This window comes from Akkermansia sp. GGCC_0220 (assembly GCF_017566105.1).
Taxonomy (GTDB): Bacteria; Verrucomicrobiota; Verrucomicrobiia; order Verrucomicrobiales; family Akkermansiaceae; genus Akkermansia; species Akkermansia massiliensis.
Genome location: NZ_JABFCI010000046.1, coordinates 1 through 1,352 on the forward strand (window position 1 = coordinate 1; position 1,352 = coordinate 1,352).

General features: G+C 56.7%; 1 pseudogene. It reads right to left on the reverse strand.

The features are described 5' to 3' along the window. Window positions 1-1,153 (reverse strand): annotated as a pseudogene (locus HJW02_RS12895) (sugar-binding protein); the annotation flags it as partial. Window positions 1,154-1,352 lie beyond the last annotated feature (199 nt).

Genomic DNA, 1,352 nt, shown 5'->3' on the forward strand with positions numbered 1-1,352 from the left:
TCAGCGAGCCGTCTTCGGCATGCTTGACGTCCAGGTAGGATGACGCGTTGGAGATGACCTGCTTGTCGGTGGTGGTGTAGGAGAGGAGCATTCCTGTTTCCGCCGAGAAGAGGTATTGGCTGCCGTCTTCCACGATCCAGCGGAGGCAGGATTGTCCTTCCACCGTGGCCAGCGCCGCACGCCCTCCGCCCGACGTGTCCACGCCAACGGGCAGCACGGACCCGTTCATATAGCAGCGCATGGCAATCACCCGGTCTCCCTGCACCAGATCAAAACGCACTCCGGGTACAATTCCCCCTTGGGGCACGTCCAGACGGCTGTTCAACGGATGGTTGTAGGCCAGTGAGGATGGGCTTTCCAGGCCGGAGACAGTTTCCTCAGCCCTCAGTTCCACAAGGCCCGCAGGAATCCCTCCCAGTCCCCGGAACATTCCGAAGTTGCAGGACCAGTACATCAGCGTGGCCGTGCTTTCCGCACTCACACTGCACCCTGCGGAGGAATAGTTTCCCAGCGTGCTATTCCCCACCGCGGAGCCCGACCGGACCAGCGACGGGGAAGGCGGCGTTCCACCGCTGTTATCACACGTGTCTCCCTCGCACGGGCATTTCTCGGGCTCCTCCTTGCCTCCCGGCTCCGTCGGCACGACGTCGATGCTGTAGTTGCAGATGGAGACGTTGTCTTTTTCAGGCTTGTAGTCGATGTTGGTCTGGTTGACTTCCCAAATGTAGGAGCCGGAGGGCAGCTGCGCCCCGCCGGTCCCCGTGTGGTATTTATGGCCGCCCTGCTTGCCTGCCGTCTGCGAGTCTTTCTTCAGGTCCACCTGCGCCACCACGCTGCCGCTGGAGTCCTTCACTTCCAGGCTGCCCCAGTCGTCCACCCCCAGGAAGAGCGAACAGGTGCCGTAGAGCTTTTTTCCGTCCGCTCCTTCCGGAATGGTAAAGTAACCGTGAGCACTGTGTCCATCCGCCGACGTACTGGGCGGTCCCACGGTAATTTCATCGTGTTCGTGGATTTCCTCGAACGGTAGCGGATCGGGCTCCGGAGAGGCGCGCATGCCACGCGGCATGGGTTTGGCCGTAGAGCCAAAGTACCATTTGCGGTAAGCGGGGATGGAAGAAGGGGTGCCGGCAGAAGAAGTAGTTGGAGTATTCATAAGGCATTAAAGAACTGGGATTGATGATGAAATTAGAGGAGAGCAATCCTCCATGATCATTTTCCCAGTAGCATGATCCAGAGCCAGTGTCAATAAAGGTTATTTGCAAATTTTTGTTTGCCTATGAAACATAACGATTTTTTTCCATCAAAATATAATATAATAATTTTTATAATCAGCGCCTTCCTTTTACAGACAT